The organism is Micrococcus luteus (genome assembly GCF_014138885.1).
GTDB lineage: Bacteria > Actinomycetota > Actinomycetes > Actinomycetales > Micrococcaceae > Micrococcus > Micrococcus luteus.
Window position 1 is genome coordinate 20,041 of sequence record NZ_JACJIK010000001.1, and the last position, 23,737, is coordinate 43,777.

At 74.5% G+C, this 23,737-nt stretch carries 19 protein-coding genes; 14 read left to right on the forward strand and 5 right to left on the reverse strand.

Annotated features, from left to right (window positions below):
• Positions 1-48: 48 nt before the first annotated feature.
• Complete coding sequence (locus tag HDA34_RS00090; protein ID WP_134377090.1) at positions 49-1,512, forward strand: mycothione reductase; 1,464 nt, start codon at positions 49-51, stop codon at positions 1,510-1,512.
• 61 nt (positions 1,513-1,573) lie between these two features.
• On the opposite strand, the gene HDA34_RS00095 is transcribed toward HDA34_RS00090, so the two are convergent.
• Complete coding sequence (locus HDA34_RS00095; protein WP_134377091.1) at positions 1,574-3,409, reverse strand: AMP-dependent synthetase/ligase; 1,836 nt, start codon at positions 3,407-3,409, stop codon at positions 1,574-1,576.
• A gap of 115 nt (positions 3,410-3,524) precedes the next feature.
• The gene (locus tag HDA34_RS00100) at positions 3,525-4,295 is read right to left on the reverse strand and encodes an alpha/beta hydrolase (RefSeq protein ID WP_134377092.1); all 771 of its coding nucleotides are present in this window, start codon (positions 4,293-4,295) and stop codon (positions 3,525-3,527) included.
• Positions 4,296-4,363: 68 nt separating this feature from the next.
• On the opposite strand from HDA34_RS00100, the gene HDA34_RS00105 reads away from it, so the two are divergent.
• Both HDA34_RS00105 and HDA34_RS00110 read left to right on the forward strand, forming a co-directional pair.
• On the forward strand, positions 4,364-5,071 hold the full coding sequence (locus tag HDA34_RS00105; RefSeq protein ID WP_134377093.1) for a lysophospholipid acyltransferase family protein: 708 nt from the start codon (positions 4,364-4,366) through the stop codon (positions 5,069-5,071).
• A 71-nt stretch (positions 5,072-5,142) separates the two neighbouring features.
• Positions 5,143-6,555, forward strand: a complete 1,413-nt coding sequence (locus HDA34_RS00110; protein WP_036316682.1) for a class II 3-deoxy-7-phosphoheptulonate synthase — start codon at positions 5,143-5,145, stop codon at positions 6,553-6,555.
• 24 nt (positions 6,556-6,579) lie between these two features.
• Here HDA34_RS00110 and pknB read toward each other — a convergent pair whose 3' ends face one another.
• Positions 6,580-8,517, reverse strand: coding sequence for a Stk1 family PASTA domain-containing Ser/Thr kinase (pknB, locus tag HDA34_RS00115; protein ID WP_220482114.1), 1,938 nt, complete (start codon positions 8,515-8,517; stop codon positions 6,580-6,582).
• A gap of 55 nt (positions 8,518-8,572) precedes the next feature.
• Positions 8,573-9,745 carry a LysM peptidoglycan-binding domain-containing protein gene (locus HDA34_RS00120; RefSeq protein WP_134377094.1) on the reverse strand — a complete coding sequence of 391 codons (1,173 nt, stop codon included), beginning with the start codon at positions 9,743-9,745 and terminating at the stop codon, positions 8,573-8,575.
• 210 nt (positions 9,746-9,955) lie between these two features.
• On the opposite strand from HDA34_RS00120, the gene HDA34_RS00125 reads away from it, so the two are divergent.
• Entirely contained in the window at positions 9,956-10,354 is a 399-nt protein-coding gene (locus HDA34_RS00125) for an Rv2175c family DNA-binding protein (RefSeq protein WP_134377095.1), read from the forward strand.
• Between the two features lie 42 nt (positions 10,355-10,396).
• Here HDA34_RS00125 and HDA34_RS00130 read toward each other — a convergent pair whose 3' ends face one another.
• Entirely contained in the window at positions 10,397-11,512 is a 1,116-nt protein-coding gene (locus HDA34_RS00130; RefSeq protein WP_078025833.1) for a polyprenyl synthetase family protein, read from the reverse strand.
• Between the two features lie 56 nt (positions 11,513-11,568).
• On the opposite strand from HDA34_RS00130, the gene dinB reads away from it, so the two are divergent.
• The 10 genes from dinB to murD all read left to right on the forward strand — a co-directional run bounded on the left by dinB (position 11,569) and on the right by murD (position 23,716).
• Positions 11,569-12,864 carry a DNA polymerase IV gene (gene dinB / locus HDA34_RS00135; protein ID WP_134377096.1) on the forward strand — a complete coding sequence of 432 codons (1,296 nt, stop codon included), beginning with the start codon at positions 11,569-11,571 and terminating at the stop codon, positions 12,862-12,864.
• Between the two features lie 133 nt (positions 12,865-12,997).
• Positions 12,998-13,384 (forward strand): SCO2097 family morphological protein, encoded by a 387-nt coding sequence (locus HDA34_RS00140; RefSeq protein ID WP_134377097.1) that lies wholly within the window; start codon positions 12,998-13,000, stop codon positions 13,382-13,384.
• Positions 13,385-13,710: 326 nt separating this feature from the next.
• A complete protein-coding gene (gene mraZ / locus HDA34_RS00145; RefSeq protein ID WP_044659496.1) occupies positions 13,711-14,142 on the forward strand; it encodes a division/cell wall cluster transcriptional repressor MraZ in 432 nt (143 codons plus the stop codon).
• 142 nt (positions 14,143-14,284) lie between these two features.
• Positions 14,285-15,280, forward strand: coding sequence for a 16S rRNA (cytosine(1402)-N(4))-methyltransferase RsmH (gene rsmH / locus HDA34_RS00150; RefSeq protein ID WP_134377098.1), 996 nt, complete (start codon positions 14,285-14,287; stop codon positions 15,278-15,280).
• Positions 15,281-15,300: 20 nt separating this feature from the next.
• On the forward strand, positions 15,301-15,870 hold the full coding sequence (gene ftsL, locus HDA34_RS00155) for a cell division protein FtsL (RefSeq protein ID WP_233437068.1): 570 nt from the start codon (positions 15,301-15,303) through the stop codon (positions 15,868-15,870).
• A gap of 68 nt (positions 15,871-15,938) precedes the next feature.
• Positions 15,939-17,693 (forward strand): peptidoglycan D,D-transpeptidase FtsI family protein, encoded by a 1,755-nt coding sequence (locus HDA34_RS00160; protein ID WP_233437069.1) that lies wholly within the window; start codon positions 15,939-15,941, stop codon positions 17,691-17,693.
• A 38-nt stretch (positions 17,694-17,731) separates the two neighbouring features.
• The gene (locus HDA34_RS00165) at positions 17,732-19,489 is read left to right on the forward strand and encodes a Mur ligase family protein (RefSeq protein ID WP_134377101.1); all 1,758 of its coding nucleotides are present in this window, start codon (positions 17,732-17,734) and stop codon (positions 19,487-19,489) included.
• Positions 19,486-21,000 (forward strand): UDP-N-acetylmuramoyl-tripeptide--D-alanyl-D-alanine ligase, encoded by a 1,515-nt coding sequence (locus tag HDA34_RS00170; RefSeq protein ID WP_134377102.1) that lies wholly within the window; start codon positions 19,486-19,488, stop codon positions 20,998-21,000. The genes HDA34_RS00165 and HDA34_RS00170 overlap by 4 nt, the downstream gene beginning before the upstream one ends.
• Positions 20,997-22,124 (forward strand): phospho-N-acetylmuramoyl-pentapeptide-transferase, encoded by a 1,128-nt coding sequence (mraY, locus tag HDA34_RS00175; protein WP_036341564.1) that lies wholly within the window; start codon positions 20,997-20,999, stop codon positions 22,122-22,124. The genes HDA34_RS00170 and mraY overlap by 4 nt, the downstream gene beginning before the upstream one ends.
• On the forward strand, positions 22,121-23,716 hold the full coding sequence (gene murD, locus HDA34_RS00180; RefSeq protein ID WP_182496693.1) for a UDP-N-acetylmuramoyl-L-alanine--D-glutamate ligase: 1,596 nt from the start codon (positions 22,121-22,123) through the stop codon (positions 23,714-23,716). Before mraY ends, murD begins: the two co-directional genes overlap by 4 nt.
• The last annotated feature ends 21 nt before the right edge of the window (positions 23,717-23,737 follow it).

The following is a 23,737-nucleotide window of genomic DNA, read 5'->3' on the forward strand; positions in this document are numbered from 1 at the left end:
ACGGGCCCGGACGCCACCGCGTCCGGGCCCGTGCCTATCCTGGGAGGCATGGCCACCTCTGCGGAACACCACGACCTGCTCATCATCGGCTCCGGATCGGGGAACTCCCTGATCAGCGAACACTGGAAGGGCCGGAGCGTCGTGATCGCCGACTCCGGCACGTTCGGCGGCACCTGTCTGAACGTCGGCTGCATCCCCACCAAGATGTACGCCTACCCGGCCGGCCTGGCCGCGCTGCCCCCCGAGGCTCGGAGCCTCGGGGTGGGGCTGGAGTTCACGGGCGCCGACTTCCCGGCCATCCGGGACCGCATCTTCACGCGCATCGACGGCATCAGCCGCGACGGGCTCCGCTACCGCCGGGACGATCTGGACTACACGAGCGTGATCCAGGAGGAGGTCCGCTTCGTCGGCCCCCGCCGCGTGCGCACCGCCTCGGGCCGGGAGATCACGGCGGACCAGGTGGTGGTCGCCGCGGGGTCGCGGCCCACCCTCCCCGCGATCCCGGGCCTGGACCTGCCGTCGGTGCACACCTCGGACACCGTGATGCGACTGGATCGGCTGCCGCGGCGGCTGCTCGTGGTGGGCGGCGGGTTCATCGCCTGCGAGTTCGCCTCCGTCTTCGCCGGGCTGGGGACCGAGGTCGTCCAGGTCAACCGCGGCCACCGGCTGCTCAAGCAGCACGACATGTCCGTGTCCACGACGTTCACGAAGATCGCGGCCCGGCGGTGGGACCTGCGCACGGGGTGGACCCCGGCCGGGATCGAACCGGTCGAGGACGCCGAGCGGGCCGCGGACGGCTGGGTCCGGGTGCGCCTGGATCGCGCAGAGGGCCAGGAGCAGACCGGCATCGTGGAGGAGGCCATCGAGGCGGACGCGGTGCTGATCGCGGTCGGCCGGACGCCGAACACGGACCGCCTCGACCCCGCCGCCGCGGGACTGGACGTCACCGACGACGGCGTCCTGGCCAGCGACGAGCATCAGCGCGCACTCTCCGACGGTGCACCGGTGGAGGGGGTCTACGTGCTCGGGGACGTCGCCAACACGTGGCAGCTCAAGCACGTGGCCAATCACGAGGCCCGCGTCGTCGCGCACAACCTGGAGCATCCGGACGACCTCCGCGCCAACACGCTCGGCCCCGTGCCGGCGGCCGTGTTCACCCATCCGCAGGCGGCCTCCGTCGGGCTCACGGTGGAACAGGCACTCGCCGACTACGGGGCGGACGCGATCACGGTGAAGACCCAGTCCTTCGGGGACGTCGCCTACGGCTGGGCCATGGAGGACACCGAGGGCGTGTGCACCGTCGTCGCGGAGAAGGCCACGGGACGGATCCTCGGCGGGCACATCCTGGGGCACGAGGCCGCGAACCTCATCCAGCCGCTCGTGACCGGCATGGCGTTCGGCATCGACGCCCACCGGCTCGCGCGGGGCCAGTACTGGCCCCACCCGGCCCTCACCGAGGTCGTCGAGAACGCGCTGCTGGGCCTGGACGTGCCGGACTCCGGTCTGCTCTGACCGGACCCGCGGGGACGACGGCGCCCGGCCGAGGGGCCGGGCGCCGTCGTCGAGGGGGCGTTCAGTTCTGCGGGGCGGGCTCCCCGTAGATGTCCGCGATCTGCGCGGCGAAGTCCTTCATGATCGCCGACCGGCGCATCTTCAGGGACGGGGTCACATGGCCCTCCTCCAGGGAGAAGTCGCGGTCGAGGATGCGGAACTCCCGGATCCCCTCGGCGCGCGAGACCAGGCTGTTGGCCTTGTCCACGGCCTCCTGGATGTGGCGGCGCACCGCGTCCTCGCGTGCGGCCGCGGCGACGTCGAGGTCCTTCGGCAGGCCGTTCGCGGCGAGCCACGCGGGCAGGGTGTCGGTGTCGAGGGTGACGATCGCCGCGATGAAGGGCTTGCCGTCGCCGACCACCATCACCTGGGAGACGAGCGCGTCGCTGCGGATCGCGTCCTCGAGCATCGCCGGTGCCACGTTCTTGCCGCCGGCCGTCACCAGCAGCTCCTTCTTGCGGCCGGTGATCGTGAGGAAGCCGTCGTCGTCCAGGACCCCGAGGTCGCCGGTGCGGAACCAGCCGTCCTCGAAGGCCTCCTCGTCCGCCTCCGGCCGGTTGTGGTAGCCGCGCATCAGCGACGTGCCGCGCGTGAGGATCTCGCCGTCCTCGGCGATCCGCACCTGGTTGCCGCCGAGGGGGTGTCCGACCGTGCCGATCTTCAGCCGGTCCGGCCGGCCCACGGTGATGGGGGCCGTCGTCTCGGTGAGGCCGTAGCCCTCGAGGATGGTCACGCCCACGCCGCGGAAGAAGTGCGCCAGGTCGGTGGAGAGGGGGCCGCCGCCGGAGACCGCGTACGCGAGCCGGCCGCCCATGGCCGTCCGGATCCGGCGGTAGATCAGCGCGGAGTAGAACGCGCGCTGCAGCCGCAGGGGCGCCGTCATCTGGCCCGAGTCCAGCGCCCGGGACCAGCGGATCGCCACGTCCGCGCCACGGCGGAAGATCTTCTCCTTGCCGCCGCTCTGCGCGTTGAGCAGCGCCGCGTTGTAGATCTTCTCGAACACGCGCGGCACGGCCAGCACGAAGCTCGGCTGGAAGGTCTGCAGCGAGACCGAGAGCCGCTTGATGTCCGAGACGTGCCCGCAGCGTGCGCCCGCGGCGACGGTGAGCACCGAGACGAAGCGTGCGAACACGTGCGCCAGGGGGATGAACAGCACGGTGGAGGTGTCCTGGCGGACGACGTCGCCGAGCGAGGAGGACAGGGTCTGGTTGACGAGCTCCGCGAAGTTCTCGTGCGTGAGCTCGCAGCCCTTGGGTCGGCCCGTGGTGCCGGAGGTGTAGATGATGGTCGCCAGGTCGGCCAGGCCGGCGGAGGACCGACGCGTCTCGAGCTCCTCATCGGTGACGTCCGCGCCCAGGGCGACGAGCGCCTCGAGGCCGGAGCCGGGGGCGCCGTCGGCCGGGTCCATCGTCCACAGGCCGATCAGCTCCGGCAGGCCCTCGCGCTGCACCGCGTCCCGCACCGTCTTGGCGAGGTCCTCGTTCCCGGTCACGACGGCGCGCACGTGCGCGTCCTCGATGATCCAGGACACCTGGCTGACGGAGGAGGTCTCGTACACGGGCACGGTGACCGCGCCGGCATACCAGATGGCGAAGTCGACCAGTGTCCACTCCAGGCGGGTGGAGGCCAGGAGCCCGACCGTCTCCCCGGGTTGGATCCCGGCGGCGATGAGCCCCTTGGCCAGGGCCCGCACGCGCTCGCGGGCGTCCCGGGCGGAGACGTCCGTCCACTGATCCTGCGCGTCCGCCACCGCGAAGAGGCCGTGGTCGGGACGCTCCGTGGCCTGGCGTTCCAGGAAGTCCGTGATGTTCGCCTCCGGGGACAGGCGGGGCTGGTACGGCTCGCTGATCTCGTGCATGGGACTCCTCGGGCGTTGGGTCGGTTCCGCCGACCGGTGGGCGGCACAACGGAAGTAAGTGTGAGTCGTGTCACGCACACTGTACAACCGGGAGCGGTGGGGTCCGGGGCGCGACTCAGTGCGTCGTCATGGCGGCGACCGCGCTCCGGCCGTGGTCGATCAGCAGCGGCAGGTCGTGGTCGAGCGTGGCGACGTGGCGGCTGCGGGGCAGCCCCACCACTTCCACGGGGGCCTGGCGCAGGCCCCGCACCAGGGTCCGGTGGCTCGAGGCGGGCACGACGGCGTCGCGGGCGGACCGGTAGACCGTCACGGGAGCGGTGATCCGCGGCAGGGCGCGGCGGGCGGCCCGCTGGATGCGGCCGACGGCGGCGACGCCGGCCATCGGCGTGCGGGGGTAGGCGCGCTCGCGCGCCGTCGGGTCCGCGATGTCGTCCGCGATCGGGGCGACCGTGGGGACGAACGGGGCCAGCAGCGGGGCGAAGGGGGCGAGCGGGCTGGCGAAGCGCAGCGCGGGGTTCACCACGAGCACCCCGGCCACGGGTCGGTGGGCGGCGGCGTCGAGCGCGAGGGCGCCGCCCATCGAGATGCCCGCCATGACCACGCGGCCGTGTCGGGCGAGCTCGAGGTCCACGACGGCCCGGACGGCGGCGCGGATCTCGTCCGCACCGGTGGCGGCGAGGTCCTCCCACCGGGTGCCGTGCCCCGGCAGCAGGGGCACGCTCACGGGGGAGCCGCCTGCCGCGAGCCCCTCGGCCCAGGCGCGGACGGAGGCCGGAGTCGAGGTGAACCCGTGTAGGAGCACGACGCAGTGGTCGCGCCGGGCGGGAGCGGCGGGCATGAGACGCAGGGGCAGGTCTTCGGGGGCGACGGCGACGGGGCGGGGCATAGTGCCAGGGTAAGGCAGGCGGACCGTACGATGGGCAGGCACCCGACCGCCCCGACCGGAAGGCCCTCGTGTCCACGTTCTACTGGTCCGCCAAGACGTTCGCCGTGGCTCCGGCCACCCGCCTGCTGTTCCGCCCCTGGGTGAAGGGCCTCGGGAACGTGCCGGCCGAGGGCCCGGCGATCCTGGCCAGCAACCACCTGTCCGTCTCGGACTCGGTGTTCATGCCGGCCATGCTCGACCGCCAGGTGCACTTCCTGGCCAAGCACGAGTACTTCACCGGCCCGGGCGTGAAGGGGTGGGTCACCCGCCGGTTCTTCGAGGCGGCGAACCAGCTGCCCATGGACCGCTCCGGCGGAGAGGCGTCCCTGCGCTCGCTGGACGCGGGCCTCGAGGCGCTGCGGGAGGGCCGGCTGCTCGGGATCTACCCGGAGGGCACCCGCAGCCCGGATGGTCGGCTGCACCGCGGCAAGATCGGCGTGGCCAAGCTCGCGCTGGCCTCGGGCGCGCCCGTGGTGCCCATCGCCATGATCGGCACGGACCGGGTCCAGCCGATCGGCCGCGTGCTGCCGCGGATCCGGCGCCTGGGCGTGATCTTCGGTGAGCCGCTGGACTTCTCCGACCGTGCCGCGGCCGCCGCCGACCGCCGGGTGCTGCGGGAGGTGACGGACGAGATCATGGAGGCCATCCGGCGCCTGTCAGGCCAGGAGTATGTGGACACCTACGCGGCGGACGTGAAGGCGGGCCGCGTGGCCGCTCCGCCGCGCGCCCGCGACTGAGCGGGGCCCGCGCGTCGTCATCCGGGGACGCTCAGACCGGGGCGCGGCACGCGGCCCCTAGCCTGGTGTGCATGACTGAAGACCCCCGCGAGAAGATCCTGGCCTTCGGCACCGCCATCTCGGAGGGCGCCGCCGACATCCCCGGCCTGGACCACTGGCGCTCGCTGCCGATCGCGCAGGCACCGTCCTGGGCGGACGAGGCCGATCACCGCGCCGCCGTCGCCGAGCTGAGCGCCCTGCCCCCGCTCGTCTTCGCGGGCGAGGTCGACCTGCTGCGCGCCCGTCTGGCCGATGTCGCCCAGGGTCGCGCGTTCCTCCTGCAGGGCGGCGACTGCGCCGAGACGTTCGCCGGGTCCACCGCCAACCGGATCAGCGCCCGGGTGAAGACCATCCTGCAGATGGCCGCGGTGCTGACCTACGGCGCCTCCATGCCGGTCGTGAAGATGGGCCGGATCGCCGGCCAGTTCGCCAAGCCGCGGTCCTCGGACACGGAGACCCGCGACGGCGTCACGCTGCCCAGCTTCCGCGGTGAGATCGTGAACGGCTATGAGTTCACCGAGCAGGCACGCCGGCACGACGCCCGACGGATGGTGCAGGCGTACCACACCTCCGCCTCCACCCTGAACCTGGTCCGCGCCTTCACCCAGGGCGGCTTCGCCGATCTGCGCAGCGTGCACCAGTGGAACCAGGGCTTCATGGCCAACCCGGCCTACGCCCAGTACGAGGAGATGGCCGCCGAGATCGACCGCGCGGTCCGTTTCATGAACGCCGCGGGCGTGGACTTCGAGGCCATGCGCCGCACCGAGTTCTATTCGGCCCACGAGGCGCTCCTGCTCGACTACGAGCGCGCCCTGACCCGCGTGGACTCGCGCAGCGGCGACCCCTACGCCACGAGCGCCCACTTCCTGTGGATCGGCGAGCGCACCCGCCAGGTGGACGGCGCCCACGTCGACTTCCTCTCCCGGGTCCGCAACCCGATCGGCGTGAAGCTCGGCCCGACCACCACGGTCGCGGACGCGCTCGAGCTCGCCGAGCGGCTGGACCCGGAGCGCGAGCCGGGCCGCCTGACCTTCATCACCCGCATGGGTGCGGAGCGGATCCGGGACGTGCTGCCCGGCATCGTCGAGGGCGTCCGGGATGCGGGGCTGGAGCCGGTGTGGGTCACCGACCCCATGCACGGCAACACCGTGACCGCGGCCAACGGCTACAAGACCCGCCGGTTCGAGGACGTGATGGACGAGGTCAGCGGCTTCTTCGAGGTGCACCGCGAGCTCGGCACGCACCCGGGCGGCATGCACGTCGAGCTGACCGGCGACGACGTCGCCGAGTGCCTGGGCGGCTCCGACCCGATCAACGAGGCCGACTTCGACGCCCGCTACGAGACGCTGTGCGACCCGCGGCTGAACCACCAGCAGTCCCTGGAGATGGCGTTCAAGGTCACCGAGGCCCTCTCGCACCCCGAGCGTCGCGCGCCGCGGGCCTGACCGCGTGGCCGGGCACGCCCCGGCTCAGCCGACCCAGGCGTGGACCGCGGTGCCCTCGGGCAGCGCGGTCCCGGCGGCGGGGGACTGGTGCAGGACCCGGGACTCGCCCCGGCCGGAGAGCGGCAGCGGCAGGCGATGCACGCGGGCGTCCCAGCCGTCGTCCGCCAGCGTCGTGCGCGCCGTCTCCGGATCCTGCCCGGTCACGTCCGGCACCGGGCGCACGGCGCGGCCCTCGGAGAGCACCACGCGGACCGCGGTGCCCGGCGTCGCCTGCTCGCCGGGGGCCGGGTGCTGCTCGATCACGGCCCCGGCCGGCACTGCGGGATCGGTGCGGCGCTCCGCGACCTCCACGGTGAATCGGGCGTCCCGGGCCACGCCGTGGGCCCGCCGGATCACGACGCCGGTCAGGTCCGGCACCGGCACCGGCGCGGGGCCGGCGGAGACGGTGAGCTCGACGGGGGTGCCGCGCCCCGCCGGCTCCCCGGCCGCGGGCGAGCTGGCGACGACCGTGCCCTCCGTGCGGAGTTCGTCGTGCCGGGCCGTGACCGCCGCGGTGAAGCCCGCGGCGGTCAGCCGTTCCTCCGCCGCCTCCCGGGCCAGCCCGTCGAGGTCGGGGACCACCGCCACGCCACCGACTCCGAGGCCGCCGGAGCCCAGCGTCCAGCCCAGCAGCAGGGCGACGCCGGTGAGCAGCAGGGTCACGGCCGCGCCTATCGCCGCGGCCCGGCCGGTGCCCTGGCCGAGGTCGAGCGCGGGGCGGCGGGCCGCCCGACGCAGCCGCCGCTGGGAGCTGCGCCCCGAATGCCGGTCCGCCGGAGCGGGGTCGACCGCGAGCGGGCCGATCGGCTCCGCCGGATGCGCGGCGGGCCGCCGGTCGGCCCCGCGCGTCGCCGCACGGGTGTCGATGACGTCGGTCATGTCCTCGTCGAGGTCGGACTCGGCCAGGGCGGGGAGCACGCGCGTCGCGTGGTGGTCGCCGGCGTCGAGGGCCCGGGTCTCCAGGTTCCCGTCCGGGGCTGCGTCCTCGGGGCCATCGGCGGCGGGGGCGGCCACCGCCGGCTCCGCACCCGGGCCCTCGACGGGGCGGCGGTCCGGTTCGTCGGGGTCCAGGCCCGCCGCCACGGCGTCGATGCGGTGCAGGAGCTCGCCGGCACCGGCGGGCCGGTCGGCCGGGTCCGGCTCGGTGCACCACAGCACGAGGTCGTCGAGGTCCTCGGGGAGCCCGGGGTGCAGCGTGGACGGCACGGGGACCCGCTCGTGGACGTGTCGGTAGGCGACCTGCAGCGCGGACGCCGCGGTGTACGGCTGGCGGCCCGTGAGCAGCTCGAACAGGATGATGCCCACGGCGTACACGTCGGAGCGGGCGTCGGCGGGCGCCCCGGCGATGTGCTCGGGGGCGAGGTAGGCGGGCGTGCCCACGACGGCCTGCCCGGCCAGGGTGTGGGCCGTGGCGGCGCGGGACAGGCCGAAGTCCGCGACCGTCACCCGGCCGTCGTCGCGGACGAGCACGTTCTCGGGCTTCACGTCCCGGTGCACCAGCCCGGCGCGGTGCGCGGCGGCCAGGCCGTCGACGAGCGGCCGCAGGAACCGCAGCGCCTCCCGGGGCGAGAGCGGTGCACGGTCCCGGATGACGGTGCGCAGCGTGCGGCCGGGCACGTGCTCCATCACGAGGTAGGCCAGCACGTCGCCGTCCTCGGCCTCGGTGTGGCCCTGGTCCAGGACCGCGACGACGTGCGGATGGGACAGCCGCGCCGCCGTCTTCGCCTCCTGCTCGAATCGGCCGACGAGGACGGGGTCCTCCGCCAGGTGTGGGTGCATGACCTTGAGCGCCACCTGGCGGTCGAGACGCTCGTCCACGGCCAGGTAGACGGTGGACATGCCGCCCCGGGCCAGCCGCTCGACGACCCGGTAGCGGCCGTCGACGATGCCCCCCACGAGGGGGTCTCGGCGTGCGCTGCTCATCGTCCCAGGGTAGGACAGGCGGCGGACCCCCTCGGGGCGGTCCGCCGCCGGCGGATCAGAACATCGCCATCGCGGCGCGCACCTTGGCCACGTAGTCCCGTGCCTCCGGGTTCAGGCCGCTGTCCAGCACTCCGCCGAGGCCCTGGTAGTAGGCCCCGATGCCCTCATCGAGCGTGGGGGTGCGGTCCTGGACGTACTTGATGAACGCGACGCCGGCCACCGCGTTGTCGTAGGGGTCCAACAGGTTCAGCTCGCGGCCCACCAGCTCCGAGGCGAACTCGCCCGTGATCGGGATGACCTGCATCGCCCCCACGGCGTTGGCGGGGGAGACCGAGGCCATGCGGAAGCGGGACTCGGTGTATGCGTGGCCCAGGGCCAGGCGGGGGTCCACGCCCATCCGCTCGGCGGTCTCGCGGACGATCTGCTGCATCTGCTCGGGGGTGGGCTGCGGGACGGAGCGCAGCAGGCGCAGGTTCTCGTTCGCCGAGGCCGTGACGTGCGGCGCGTAGGTGCGCCCGAGGAAGGTGTCGCCGACCCCCTGGACGGCGGAGGCCGACTCCACCTCGAGGGTGCCGTCGGAGATCACGAGCACGTCGCCGGGATGCAGCGTCGAGGCCCGCGTCAGGCCGTTGAGCTCGCGCAGACGGGGGATGGAGACCTCGAACCGCTGGGAGATCCCCCAGAGGGAGTCGCCGGAGACCACGGTGTACCGGACCGTCCCGCCGGCCGCCGCCGGGGCCGTCGACGCCGGCGCGGGGGCGGGGGTCGTGGCCGGGGTGGTCGACGTGGGGGCCTTCGGCGCGGGGGCCGTGCGCTGCGTGGTGAGGACCATGCCCGGGTGGAGCATGCTCGACGCGCTCATGCCGTTGAAGCGCTGCAGCTGCGCGGCGGAGACGCCGGTGTGGCGGGCGATGATCCACCACCCGTCGTTCGGCTGCACCGTGTAGGTCCCGGCGGCCGGGGCCGGGGCCGCCGCGCCGGTCAGGCGGAGCTCGTCACCCGGGTAGAGCACGGTCTCCAGGCCCAGGCCGTTGAACCGCAGCAGGTCGGCGACGGAGACGCCGCGGGCGGCCGAGATCCGGGTGAGGGTGTCGCCCGGGCGCACGGTGTGCACCGCCGCCTCCTGGGCGTGGGCCTGGGCGGGCAGACCGGTGAGCAGCAGCAGGGGCACCGCACCGCCGGTCAGGGCGGAGCGCAGTCGGCGGGAGCGGACGGGGGTGTGGGACACGGCAGACCTCGGCATCGGATCGGACGGATGGAACACGACGGGGAAGTGACGGGTGGGACCCGTGGCCCCCGCGGTCGACCGACGACGTCGGCGCCCGGCCGTGGAGCCTCGGCGATGTTATCGGAATGTGATCTTCGTGACCATACTGAGATCTATGCCGTCCGAGGCGCGGCGGGCCGGGCCCGTCGGCGGCCACGTAGGCTGGCGCCCGTGAGCACCACTTCCTCCGACACCCCGGTCCCCGCTGACGCGATCCCCGCCGAGCTCGACGCCCTCGTGGGCGAGTGGCTCTCCGTGCCCGACGTGGCGGAGTACCTCGACCAGCGCGTGACCCGCGTCCACAACCTCGTGCATGATCGCCGCCTGCTGGCCGTGCGTCGTCCCGAGCCCGCGGTGCGGTCCGTGCCGGCCCTGTTCCTCACCGAGACCGGCGTGCTCGACTCCCTGCAGGGCACGCTCGTGCTGCTGGCCGACGCCGGCTTCTCCGACGAGGAGGCCCTCCGTTGGCTGTTCACCGAGGACGAGTCGTTGCCCGGCCGGCCCATCGACGCACTCCGGGACGGCCGGAAGACCGAGATCCGGCGTCGCGCCCAGGCCCTGGCCTGGTGAGCCGGCCCCGCGGGCGGCCTTCGCCCGCGGGGTCCGTGCCGCTCAGTGGCGGCGCGACGTGTAGGCGTCGATCAGCTGCGTGAGCTCGGCGCTAACGTCCTCGGGGACGCCGTGCGCGAGCAGGCCCGCCACGGCCCCGGCCGCCTCGTGCGAGAGCGCCGCGACCCGCTCCTCGACGGCCCGGCGCGCGCCGCACGCCTCGAGGACGCCCTGCCAGTGGGCCACCCGGTCCGCGCCGAGGTCCGGGTCGCCGAGGTCCGCGTCGAGCGCGGCGGCCTCGTCCGGGGCGAGCAGCTCGACGGCGCGGGCGATGAGCACCGTCTGCTTCCCCTCCCGCAGGTCGTCGCCCGCGGGCTTGCCCGTGGTCGCCGGATCGCCGAACACGCCGAGCAGGTCGTCCCGGTACTGGAAGGCCATGCCGAACGGCAGCGACACCCGGGCGAACGCGGTCACCAGCCCGTCGTCCGCCCCCGCCAGCAGCCCGCCGAGGGCCAGCGGGTGCACCGCCGAATAGCGCGCCGACTTGTGCTCCACCACCGCCTCGGCGGCCGCCTCGGCCTCGCGGGCATCGCGCGCCGCCGGGGCCATCTCGGCCACCACGTCGAGGTACTGACCCGCCATCACGCCGAAGCGCATCCGCTCGAGCTCGGCCCGCGCCCGATCCTCCCGGGGCGTGCCGGCGAGGACGCGTGCGAAGGCCGTCTCGCTCATCCCCAGGGCGACGTCGCCGGCGAGGATCGCGGCGGAGACGCCGAAGTGCTCCGCGGCGTGGCGCCAGCCCGCCTCCCGGTGGAGGGACTCGAAGCGGCGGTGCACGCTGGGCATCCCGCGGCGGGTGTCCGAGCGGTCCAGGATGTCGTCGTGGATCAGCGCCGCGGCCTGGAACAGCTCGAACGCCGCGCCCGCCTCGGCGATGCGGGGGTCCTCCGCCTCGCCACCGGCCGCCCGCCAGCCGAGCCAGGCCAGGACGGCGCGCAGGCGCTTGCCGCCCGCGGTCAGGTCCGCGATCGCGTCCACGAGGGGCGCGGTCAGCGGGTGGACGTCCCGGGCGAGGTCCCGGTGCTCCGCCAGCAGGCGGTCGAGGGCGTCGGCGACGGCGGCGCGGAAGCGGTCCTGGTCGGCGGGACGGGGGCGGGGGACGGCGACGTCGGCGGGCATGGCCCCACCCTAGCCGCGCCGCGCGACGGATCGCCGGTCCCGGATAGGCTCGGTCCATGTCCGAGACCGCGCCCGCTGCACCCCGCGATGAGGCGACGATCCTGCACGTGGACATGGACGCGTTCTTCCTGTCCGTCGAGCTGCGCGAACGGCCCGACCTCGAGGGGCGTCCCGCCGCCGTCGCCGCCCCGAGCGGCCGGTCCGTGGTGCTCTCCGCCTCGTACGCCGCGCGGGCCTACGGGGTCCGCTCGGCAATGCCCCTGGCGCACGCCCGCGCCCTGTGCCCGCCCCTCGTGGTCATCCCGCCGCGACAGCAGCTCTACCGGGCCGTCTCCGCCGAGGTGATGGCCGTGCTCGCGGACGTGACCCCCGTGATGGAGCAGCTCAGCGTGGACGAGGCGTTCCTCGACGTCGCCGGCGCGCGCCGCCGGCTCGGCCCGCCCGAGCACATCGGCCACCTGATCCGGGAGCGCGTCCGCTCCGCGCTGGGGCTGCCGTGCACCGTGGGCGGTTCAGCCGTGAAGTTCGTGGCCAAGACGGCGTCCACCGCGGCCAAGCCCGACGGCCTGCTGATCGTGCCGCCGGAGCGCACCCTGGACTTCCTCCATCCGCTGCCCGTGGGCCGGCTGTGGGGCGTGGGACCCAAGGCCGCCGAGCGGCTCGCCCGGCGGGGGGTGGCGACCATCGGCGACCTCGCCCGGGTGGACCCCGCGCGTCTGGAGGCGTCGTTCGGGGCCGCCGGCCGGGAGTGGGCGTCGCTCGCCCGGGGCATCGACCCGCGTCCCGTCGCCCCGCGCCCGGCGGCCCGCAGCATCGGCGCGGACCACACCTTCGACGTCGACCCCGTCGACGTCGCGGGCGTCGACCCGGAGGTCCTGCGCCTGTGTCACCGGGTCGCGGCCCGGCTGCGGGCGGAGCAGGTCACCGCCGGGGCGGTCACGGTCCGCCTCAAGGCGCCGGACGGGTCCGTCCGCAGCCGCACCGCCCGCCTCGCCCGCCCCACCGCCACGGGCCACGACCTCCTCGGCCCCGCACGGCGGCTCGTCCGTGAGCTGCACGCCGAACGGCCGCATCCGGTCCGGCTCGTGGGCGTGCGCGCCGAGCGCCTCGGGGACGCGGCCGATCAGCCCCCGGCCCAGGAGGCGCTCTTCGGCGGTGCCGCCTGGGGGACGGAGGACGAGGCGGCGGAGGCGGGCGACTGGGCCGGCGCCGAGGCCGCCCTCGACGCCGTCGCCCGGCGCTTCCCGACGGCGGCCGTGCGGCCGGCGTCGCTGCTGGATCGCCGCGAGGCCCGCGCCGACGCCCGCCGGGACGCGCCGCGGCCGGGCGCGGGCGGCCCGGACCGGGAGTGAGGGGTTCCGGGGCCGGCGACGTCGCCACCTGGCTGGGGTGGGGCGGCAGGTCCTATCCTGGAGGGCAAGTCGGACGCGCGGGCGTCCCCTCCCGGTCCCGGAGGCGTCGGAGGCCGCGTTTGAAGGAGTCGCCATGCCCCTCTCAGAGCATGAGCAGCGGATGCTGGACCAGCTGGAGCAGCAGCTGCGCACCGAGGACCCCCGGCTGGCCACCCAGATGGCGGACACGGGGCGGTATCGGCTGCCCGTGGGCCGCGTGGTGGCCGGGGCCGTCCTCGGGGTGGCCGGGCTGCTCGTCGTGGTCCTCGGGGTCGCCAACCACGCGATCCTCCTGGGCGTGCTCGGCGTCGTCGTCATCGGGGCCGGCATCTTCCTGCTGACCACGCGGCCGCGCGCCGTCGCCTCCGGGGCCTCGGGCCCGGCGGCCCGACGGTCGGGCGCACCGCGGCGGAAGGGGAGCGGCGACTTCATGGGCCGCCTCGAGCGGCGCTGGGACGAGCGACGCGCCCGAGGCGACTGAGCGCCTGGCCCGTCGGTCCCCCCCACCCTCCTCCACTCGAGGCCCCGATCCGCGTCGGATCGGGGCCTTTCTGCTGCCCGAGACCCCCGTCGTCGCCCCGGCCCTCCACCGGCGTCCCCCCGGCCCTCCACTTCCCTCCACGGCGACACCGGTCCCCGGATCCGCGGGATGGCGCGCCGGACCCGGGGGCCTCGACACGCCCGTGGCGCCGTGACCCGCGTTGTGGGGTTGATGGTGGAGGGAAGTGGGGTAATGTGGAGGAAAGGAGAGAGCATGGGTCCCGACCTTGGTCGGGAGGGACCGCTCGACGAGCCAGGGGGTGTGCCGTGTTCTTGGGCACGTACACCCCCCGGCTCGACGAGAAGTCCCGGCTGATCCTCCCCGCCAAGTTCCGCGAGGAGCTGGCGGAGGGGCTGGTCCTGACCCGGGGTCAGGAGCGCTGCGTCTACGTGTTCAGCGCTCGTGAGTTCGAGCGGGTCCACGAGCAGATGAGGTCGGCTCCACTGTCCTCCCGCCAGGCCCGTGACTACATCCGCGTCTTCCTCTCGGGGGCGTCGGACGAGGTCCCGGACAAGCAGGGTCGGGTGACCGTGCCGGCGCCGCTGCGGCAGTACGCGGGGCTGGACCGGGACGTGACCGTGATCGGCGCGGGGACGCGAGTGGAGATCTGGGACTCGGAGTCCTGGAACACCTACCTCGCCGAGCAGGAAGCCGCCTTCTCCGAGACCGACGAGGACGTCCTGCCCGGCGTCTTCTGACCGTGACCACCCGACCTCGAGCGCGACCTCCAGCCGACGCCGCCGCACCTGACCCGTCTTCCCCTGGGCCAGGCGCGGCGGCGGACGGATGGGGATCCCGCCTGAGGTCCGCCAGGACCGCGATGTGAGCAGGAGGTCGAGAGTGGACGCAGGCCAGCCGCGCCCCGAGGACCGCCACCTGCCCGTGATGCGGGACCGCGTCGTCGACCTCCTCGCCCCCGCCGTCCAGGCCGCGCTCGAGGCCGGCCGCACGCCCGTCGCCGTCGACGGCACGCTGGGCATGGGCGGGCACACCGAGGCCCTGCTGACCCGGTTCCCCCAGCTGCGCGTCATCGGCATCGACCGCGACGCCCACGCCCAGGCCATGGCCGCCGAGCGCCTCGGCCCCCTCGCCGACCGTCTGATCCCCTTCCACGGCACCTACGACCGGGTGCCCGAGGCCATGGCCGCCGCGGGCGTCACGAAGGTCGACGCCGCGCTCTACGACCTCGGCGTGTCCTCCTACCAGCTGGACGACCGGGAGCGTGGCTTCGCCTACTCCTACGACGCTCCGCTGGACATGCGCATGGACGACACCGCCGAGCCCTCCGCCGCGACGCTCGTGGCGGAGCTGGACGAGCAGGAGCTGCGCCGCATCATCCGTCGCGACGGTGAGGAGCGCTTCGCCGGTCCCATCGCACGGGCCATCGTCCGGGCCCGCGCCGAGGCCCCCATCGAGACCACCGGCCGCCTCGTCGAGGTGATCCGCTCGGCCGTCCCCGTCGCCGCGGGGGCCACCGGCGGGCACCCGGCCAAGCGCACCTTCCAGGCCCTGCGCATCGCCGTGAACGAGGAGCTCGACATCCTCGACGCCGCCGTGCCCGCCATCCTCGACGCCCTCCACGTGGGCGGCCGCCTCGTGGTGATGAGCTACCACTCCCTCGAGGACCGGATCACGAAGCGGCACCTGAGCGCGTGGGCCACGTCCACGGCGCCCCCGGGGTTCCCGGTGGTGCTGGAGGAGCACGAACCCGTGGTGCGGGTGCTCACCCGCGGCACCGAGAAGCCCACCGAAGAAGAAATCTCAGAGAACCGTCGCGCCTCCTCCGCGAAAGTGCGTGCGGTTGAGAAGATCAGGACGTCCAGGACCACGGCATGACGCTGCACGAGGAGATGAGCATGGCCGCACACGCACGGATCGCAGAGTCGCTGCGCCCCGGGTCGACCCCCGTCGCCCCCGCGCGGCCGGCTCCGCAGGAGCGCACGCCGCTCTCGGTGGTGCCCGCCCCGCTGCCCCGATCCCGCTCCGGCGTGACCGTGCTGTGCGTCCTCGTGGTGCTCGCCGCGCTCGCGGCGGTCCTCGTCATGAACATCACCATGTCCAACCGGCAGTACGCCCTCCTGGACCTGCGCCAGGAGCAGCAGGCCGTCACCGAGACCAATGAGCGGCTGGCCGAGCAGGTGGGCCACCTCGAGGCGCCGCAGAACCTGGCCGCGCGCGCCGACGCCCTCGGGATGGTCGCCCCCGCCGGCACCGCCTCCGTGGACGCGGGCACGGGCCAGTTCGGCGGCGAGGCCCAGGTGGCCCAGCACGGCGACATCTCCGCCACCTACGTCGCGCCGCCGGCGGACGCGGACGCGGTCCGCCAGGGGGCGTCCGACGACGGCCAGGACGAGATCGAGGGACCGCGCACCTTCAGCGGCGCGGACGCCTCCGCCGCCGCCGACCAGGACGCCGCCGACCGTTGATCGACCGTCCCGCCTCGCACCTTCCCCGCGGCGGATCGACGGTCGGGCCCGCTCCCGGGCACCCTGCCGTGCGCACCCGCATCCTGCTGCTGCTCGTCTTCGTCCTGCTCGGCGGGCTCGCGCTGCGGCTCGTCTACGTGCAGGGCATCGACCCCACGGGGCAGGCCGCGGCCGCCATGGATCAGCGCCTGACCCACCAGGAGACCCTGCCGCAGCGCGGGTCCATCCTGGACCGTGACGGCGACGTGCTGGCCGCCAGCGTGCGCCGATACGACATCGTCGTGGACCAGCGCCTCGTCAAGGACTTCAACGAATGGGACCGCGAGGCCCGGGAGACCGTGCTCGTGGACGTGGACTCCCGCCTGGCCAGCCTGGCCGAGGTGCTCGGCATGACGGAGGAGGAGGTGCGCGAGGCCACCATCGGCTCCCGCCCGTACGCCGTGGTGCGTCGCTCCGTGACCCCGGAGGTCCGGGACAAGGCCATGGCGCTCAACGTGCCGGGCCTGCTCTCCGAGGCGGTGGACCGCCGCACCTACCCGAACGGGTCGGTCGCCGGCAGCATCATCGGCTTCATGGGCGGTGATGGCACCGCCCTCGAAGGCCTCGAGCTCAGCCAGGACGACGTCATGACCGGCACTCCGGGCACCCGCACGTTCGAGGTGGGCGCGGACGGCATCCGCATCCCCAACGCCCCGCTCGAGGAGGTTCCGGCCGTGGACGGCGCCGACCTGCGCCTGACCGTGGACAAGGACGCCCAGTGGTTCGCGCAGGAGACCCTCGGCGCCCTCGCCGCCGAGTACGACGCGGAGTGGGCGAACGCCGTCGTGATGGACGTGAAGACGGGCGACGTGATCGTCATGGCGGACTCCACCACGGTGGACCCCGCCGACCCCGACGCCACCGAGGAAAACTTCCGCACCTCCACCGTGATGAGCACCCCGTACGAGCCGGGCTCCACGGGCAAGGCGCTGCCGATCGCGGCCGCCGTCGACGCCGGGAAGGTCACCGCCACGGACGGCTTCACCGTCCCCGGCAGCCAGGACTTCGACGGGCAGACCATCCGGGACTTCTCCCCGCACCCGACGTTCGACATGACCGTGGCAGGCATCTACGCGCGCTCCTACAACACGGGCACGGTGCAGATCGCCGAGAAGATCACGGACGAGCAGCGCTACGAGTACATGCGCTCCTTCGGGGTCGGCCAGCCCATCGACCTCGGCCTGCCGCAGCAGGCGGGCAGCGTCCTCGTCCCGCCCGAACAGTGGGACGGCCGCCAGCGCCTGACCACGGCCTTCGGCCAGGGCTACACCCAGACCACCCTGCACACCGCCCAGATGTACCAGGCCCTCGCCAACGGCGGCGTGCTGATCCCGGCCCGGCTGATCGACGCCACGGTGGACGGCGACGGCGCGGAGAAGCGCTGGGAGTCGTCCGCGGAGCCCCACCGCGTGGTCTCCGAGGAGACGGCGGCGCAGATGCTCCGCATGATGGAGACCGTCGTGACGCAGGGCACCAGCAAGGCCGCCGCGATCCCCGGGTATCGCGTGGGCGGCAAGTCCTCCACCGCCGAGGCCGCGAGCGACACCGGCACGTACGACGGCTACAACCTCGGCTTCACCGCCGTCGCCCCGCTCGACGACCCCCGCTTCGTGGTGTCTGTGTCCATGCATCGGCCGCCGTCGAAGCAGGGCTCCCGAGACGTGTCCGTCGCGGCCGCCACGATCATGGAGTACATGCTCCGCCAGGCGGACGTGCCCGCCACCGGAGCCGAGCCGAACGACTACCGCGTCTTCGTGGACGATCCGCAGGACCGGCCGTGGTGACCCACGCCTCCGGCCCCGAGCACCCCAGGAGCACCCCCATGACCACTCCGAGCGACCCCCCTGCGCCGCTGACCCCGGCCCAGCAGGACGCCGCCTTCCGGCCCTCCCACACCCCCGCCACGGCCTGGCCCGCCCTCGCACAGGCGCTGGCCGAGGCGGGGATCGCGGCCCACGTCCACGGCGCGGCCCCGGCCGACGGCGTCACGGGGGTCAGCCTCGACTCGCGTGTCGTGCGCCCGGGCGACCTCTACGTCGCCGTTCCGGGGGCGCGCGCCCACGGCGCGGCGTTCGCGGCCACGGCGCTGGAGGCCGGCGCCGTCGGCGTCCTGACGGACGCGGCGGGCCGCGCGCTCCTGGCGGAGCAGGGCCTGGCCGACGTCCCGGTGCTCGAGGTCGACGCCGTGCGCACCGCCGCCGGCACCGTGGCGGCCCGCGTCTACGGCGGCGGGGGCGACGCCGGCCCGCGCCTGCTCGGCGTGACCGGCACCAACGGCAAGACCACCACGAGCTTCCTCGCCGCCGCCCTGCTCGAGGCCCTGGGGCGCCGGTCGGGCATCGTGGGCACGATCCTGATCCGCGCGGGGGAGCGGGAGGTCCCCTCCACGCTCACCACGCCCGAGGCCACCCAGCTGCACGCCCTCATGGCGCTCATGCGCGAGGAGGAGGTGGACACCGCCGTCATGGAGGTCTCCTCCCACGCCGTGGCGTACCAGCGGATCGCCGGCCTGCGCTACGCGGTGGCCGGGTTCACCAACCTGACCCAGGACCACCTGGACATGCACGGCTCGATGCAGGAGTACTTCGCGGCCAAGGCCGGTCTGTTCGACCCCGCTCGCACCGACCACGCCGTCATCACGCTCGACGGCGGCGAGGGGCCCCGCTGGGGCGTCGCCATGGCCCGGGCCGCCGGCGCTCCCGTCACCACGCTCGCCCTCGGGCCGGCCGCGCCGACGCCGGGCGCCCTGGCCGAACACGACCCCGGCCTCCGGGCGGACTGGGAGGTCGCCGAGCTCGCGCCGGACGGCCTCGGCCACCGCTTCACGCTGCGCCACGCGGCCACGGGCCGGGAGCTGCGGGCCTCCGTCGGTCTGCCGGGCCGCTTCAACGTGGCCAACGCGGCCCTCGCGGTCCTGCTCGTGCTGCACGCCGTGGGGGAGGAGCACCTGGACGCGCTCGCCGCGGTCCTGGACGTGCCGGCGGGGGAGGGCCCTCTGGCCGCCGCCGTCCCGGGACGGATGGAGGTCGTGGGCCGCGAGCCGGACGCCGTCGTCGACTTCGCGCACAACCCGGACGGCATGGTCCAGGCGCTGCGCTCCCTCGCCGACGCCCGGGCGGCGGCCGGGACGCGCGGCCGCACCCTGATCGTGTTCGGCTCCGCCGGTGACCGTGACCGTGACAAACGGCCCGTGATGGGCGCGATCGCGGCCCGGGCGGCGGATGTGCTGATCGTCACCGACGACACCCCCCACTCGGAGGACCCGGCCCCGATCCGCGCCCACATCCTCGCCGGCGCCCGCGCCGAGGCCGACCGCATCGCGCGGGAGGAGGGCCGCACGGTCGTGATCGAGGAGGTGGCCGACCGTGCCACGGCCATCCGCCGCGCCGTGGAGCTGGCGGGGCCGCAGGACGGCATCCTCTTGGCCGGCCGCGGGCACGAGACCACGATGGACTACGACGGCGAGCTCGTCCCGCTGGACGACCGGGTGGCCCTGCGCGAGGCCCTGGCCGCCCGTGTCGCGGCGGCCTCCGCCTCGGGCTCCGGCCCCGCCCGCGAGGGTAAGGTCATCGAGTCATGATCGCTCTCACCGCAGCCCAGATCGCCGAGGCCGTGTCCGGCACGCTCTCGGCCACCCTCGACCCCGCCACCGTGCTGGTGCACGTCACCCCCGACTCGCGGGAGGTCACCGCCGAGGGCACGCTCTACGTGGCGAAGCCGGGGGAGCACGCCGACGGCCACGACTTCATCGACGCCGCGCTGGGCGCCGGCGCCGCCGCTGTGCTCGCCGAGCGCGCCACGCACGCCCCCGACGGCGCCGCGCACCCGGCGATCATCGTGGAGGACGCCGTGCTCGCGATGGGCGCGCTCGCCCGGGAGGTCGTGCGCCGCATCCGGGAGCACTCCCCGACCACCGTCATCGGCATCACCGGCTCGGCCGGCAAGACCACCACGAAGGACCTGCTCGCCGCCCTGCTGGCCACCCAGGGCCCCACCGTCGCACCGGTCGGCTCGTACAACGGCGAGGTCGGCGTGCCGCTCACGGTGTTCCGGGCGGAGCTGGACACGCGCTTCCTCGTGGTCGAGATGGGCGCGGACCACGTCGGCAACATCGCGTACCTCTGCGACATCGTGCGCCCGGACATCGGCGTCGTGCTCATGGTGGGCACCGCCCATGCGGGCAGCTTCGGCGGCGTGGCGAACATCACGCGCACCAAGGGCGAGCTCGTGGAGGCCCTCGGCCCCGACGGCGTCGCCGTCCTCAACCTCGACGACGAGCGTGTCGCCGGCATGGCGGCGCGGACCGCCGCCCCGATCACCTGGTTCACCGCGGACGAGCGGGGCGTCGCCCGCGCGGCCGAGGACGTGGCCGCCGGCCGCGCGTCAGGCCTCGTCGCCGCACGGGACGTGCGCGCCGACGACCAGGAGCGCCCCGTCTTCGACCTGCAGGTCGGGACGGAGGAGGCCGCCCTGCGGCACCCGGTCGCCTCCGGACTGACCGGCCTGCACCACGTGCACAACGTGCTGGCCGCCGCCGCGGCCGCCCACGCCGCCGGCATGGACCCGGCCGAGATCGCCCGTGGTCTCGACGGGCTCGGACCCGCCAGCCGCTTCCGAATGGAGCGCACCGACCGCGCGGACGGCGTCACGGTCATCAACGACGCGTACAACGCCAACCCCGAGTCCATGCGCGCCGCGCTCCGGACGCTGGCCACCCTCGGCCGCTCCAGCGGCCGCCGCACCTGGGCCGTCCTGGGGGAGATGCTCGAACTCGGCGATGCCCGCGTCCGTGAGCACACCCTCGTGGGCGAGTCCGTGGTGCGCCTGAACATCGCCCAGCTGCTGGTGGTGGGCGCCGGAGCCCGGCCGCTCTACATCGGCGCCCTCAACGAGGGCAGCTGGGGCGAGGAGGCGCACTTCGTCGACGACGCCGCGCAGGCCGAGGCGTTCCTCGCCGAGCACCTGCGCCCCGGCGACCTCGTCCTCGTCAAGTCCTCCAACGGCGTCGGGCTCGCGGCCCTCGGCGAGCGCCTCGCCACGGCCGACGCCATCGCCGCCCCCTCCGCCTCCCCGAAGGAGTCCCGACCGTGATCGGACTGCTCATCGGCGGCGTGCTCGGCCTGGTCCTCTCGGCCGCCGGCACCCCGCTGTTCATCCGGTTCCTCGTCAAGCGCGGGTACGGCCAGTTCGTCCGCGACGACGGCCCGACCACCCACAAGACCAAGCGCGGCACGCCCACGATGGGCGGCGCGGTCATCATCGGCTCCCTGGTGCTGGCGTATCTGATCACCCACGGGCTGCTCGCGGTGCTCGGTGTCGACTTCGGCGGGCCCACGGCCTCCGGCCTCATCCTGTTGCTGCTCACCGTGGGCATGGCCTTCGTCGGGTTCGTGGACGACTTCACGAAGATCACGAAGCAGCGCTCGCTCGGCCTGACGCCGCGCGGCAAGATCATCCTCCAGGCCCTGATCGGCACCGCCTTCGCCGTCCTCGCCCTGAACTTCCCGGACGAGCGGGGCCTGACCCCCGCCTCGACGGCGATCTCCTTCGCCCGGGATGTCCCGTGGCTCGACCTGGCCTTCGCCGGACCTGCGATCGGCGTCATCCTGTTCGTGATCTGGTCGAACCTCATCACCACCGCCACCACGAACGCCGTGAACCTCACGGACGGCCTCGACGGGCTCGCCACGGGCGCCACCGCCATGATCACGGGCGCCTACGTCCTGATGTCGCTCTTCCAGTCGAGCCAGTCCTGCGCGCTCGAGGGCACCCGCGGCTGCTACGAGGTCCGCGACCCCATGGACCTCGCCCTGCTCGCGGCGATCCTCACGGGCAGCCTGCTGGGCTTCCTCTGGTGGAACACCTCCCCGGCCAAGATCTTCATGGGGGACACCGGCTCCCTGGGCCTGGGCGGCGCCCTGGCCGGCTTCGCGATCTTCACGCGCACCGAGATCCTGGTGGCCGTGCTGGCCGGCCTCATGGTCGCGATCACCCTCTCCGTCATCATCCAGGTGGGCTGGTTCAAGGTCTCCGGCGGCAAGCGCGTGTTCCTCATGGCGCCGCTGCAGCACCACTTCGAGCTCAAGGGCTGGGCCGAGGTGACCGTCGTGGTCCGCTTCTGGCTGCTGTCCCTGATGTGCGTCACCGTGGGGCTCGCGATCTTCTACGGCGACTGGCTCATCCGCCAGGGCGGCCTCGCGGGGGTGACCCCGTGACCGGCCCCGCGTCCGACGCCGCGCCCGCACCGGTGCGCCGGCCCCGCGCCGACACCGCCCGCACCGCCGACCTCACGTCCTGGGACGCCCCGGGGTGGGCCGGCCTGCGCGTCGTCGTCACGGGCCTGGGCGTCACCGGCTTCTCCGTGGCCGACACCCTGGCCGAGCTGGGCGCCGCCGTCGTGGTGGTGGACGGCGACGACGGCCCCGAGAACCGGGCGCGCGCCGAGACCCTGCGGATCGTGGGGGTCCGCGAGGTCCTGCTCGACCGGGCGGCCACGCAGGCGCTGCCCGAGGTCGACGGCGCCGCCGCGGACCTCGTCGTGACCTCCCCGGGCTGGCGTCCGGACCAGCCGCTGCTGATGGCCGCCCACGCGGCGGGCCTGCCGATCTGGTCCGACGTTGAGCTGGCCTGGCGGCTGCGCGAGCGCGCCGGCCGGAAGACCGCCGACTGGGTGTGCCTGACGGGCACGAACGGCAAGACGACCACCGTGACGATGGTCGAGGCCATCCTGCGGGCGGACGGCCGTCGGGCGGTGGCCTGCGGCAACGTCGGCACCCCCGTGCTCGACGCGATCCGCGACCCGGAGGGCTTCGACGTGCTCGCCCTCGAGCTCTCCAGCTTCCAGCTGCACTGGACGCACGGACTGGCGCCGGCGTCATCGGCGGTGCTGAACCTGGCCGAGGACCACGTGGACTGGCACGGCTCGATGGACGAGTACGCCGCCGCCAAGGGCAAGGTGTATGCGAACACGCGGGTGGCCTGCGTGTTCAACGAGCAGGACCCGCTGACCCGCACCCTCGTGGAGCGCGCGGACGTCCAGGAGGGCTGCCGCGCGATCGGCTTCACCACGGACACCCCGGGCCTGTCCGACATCGGCGTCGTGGACGGGATCCTCGTGGACCGTGCGTTCCTGGACAACCGGCGCCACGAGGCGATCGCCCTGGCCGAGCGCGCCGACCTGGGCCCGGTGGCGCCGCGCCACACCATGGCCAACGCGGCCGCCGCGGCGGCGCTGACCCGGGCCGTCGGGGTGAGCCCCGCGGCCGTGGCCGAGGGCCTGCGCGCCTACGACCGCGGCGAGCACCGCATCCAGCTCGTGGCCACCTCCCGCGACGTGATGTGGGTCAACGACTCCAAGGCGACGAACCCGCACGCCGCGGACGCGTCGCTGGCGGCGTTCAGCTCCGTGGTGTGGCTGGCCGGCGGCCTGCCCAAGGGCGTGACCTATCACGAGCTGGTGGCCGCGCACGCCGACCGGCTCCGCGCGGTGGTGCTCCTGGGCAGGGACACCTCGGCCCTGCGCGCGGCCCTGGCCGCGCACGCCCCCGAGGTCCCCGTCCACGCCCCCCTCACCGCGGCCGACGGCACCGGCCCCGCCGACGGTGCGGCCGTGATGGCCGAGGCGGTGCGCGTGGCCGACGGCCTGGCCCGCCCCGGCGACACCGTGCTCATGGCGCCCGCCGCGGCGTCGATGGACCAGTTCCGCTCCTACGCGGCCCGCGGCGAGGCGTTCATCGAGGCCGTCGCCGGGCTGATGCGCGAGCACGGCTGGGACGTGGACGACGACGCCGCGCCCGACGCCGACTGACCTGCCGCCCACCCGACCGTC